The following is a 560-nucleotide window of genomic DNA, read 5'->3' as shown; positions in this document are numbered from 1 at the left end:
AGTGTGTCATTATCACCACAGCGCCGTCCTTGGCTTTCTATCATCATCAAAGTCCATGCAGATAAAACTACACGTACGATAGAGCAGCAAAGCTAGAATCGTCAGGTCGGGTTCGCCGGACGCTTACGTTAGTCAGCCAGCCTGCGTCTCTCAACAAGGCTGCAATCCGACGGTAGCCATACCGACCATACTGACGTGTCAGCTCGATCATATCCGCGATCAGGCGTTCTTCATCAGTACGCCCACGTGGCAAACGCCGCTGTGTTGATCAATGTTGCCCCAGAACGCGGCAAACACACCGCTCAGAAACCTTGAACCGACTATGCACATGATCGATACAGGCCCACCTGCGTGAGGGGCTCAGAAGTTTCCCGATGCCGCTTCCTTCAAGATCAGCTTGTCCAACGTAAGGTCTGAAACCGCACGCCGCAGGTGCTCGTTCTCTTTCTGTAACCGCTTGTCAGTGCTGGATGTATTTTCCCCATTTGTGCTGCTTGAAAATTCCCCACTTTCGCAGCTTTGACTTTTGATTGAAGGGGCATGCCCCTTCAATCAAAAGT

General features: G+C 51.8%; 1 pseudogene. It reads right to left on the bottom strand.

Annotated elements, in window-relative coordinates:
- Positions 1–127: 127 nt before the first annotated feature.
- Positions 128–459, bottom strand: a pseudogene (locus tag PsAD37_RS27815) (IS3 family transposase); the annotation flags it as partial.
- Positions 460–560 lie beyond the last annotated feature (101 nt).

Origin of the sequence: Pseudovibrio sp. Ad37, assembly GCF_001623075.1 — a bacterium.
Classification (GTDB): Bacteria; Pseudomonadota; Alphaproteobacteria; order Rhizobiales; family Stappiaceae; genus Pseudovibrio.
This window is presented reverse-complemented; position numbering and strand designations above follow the sequence as displayed.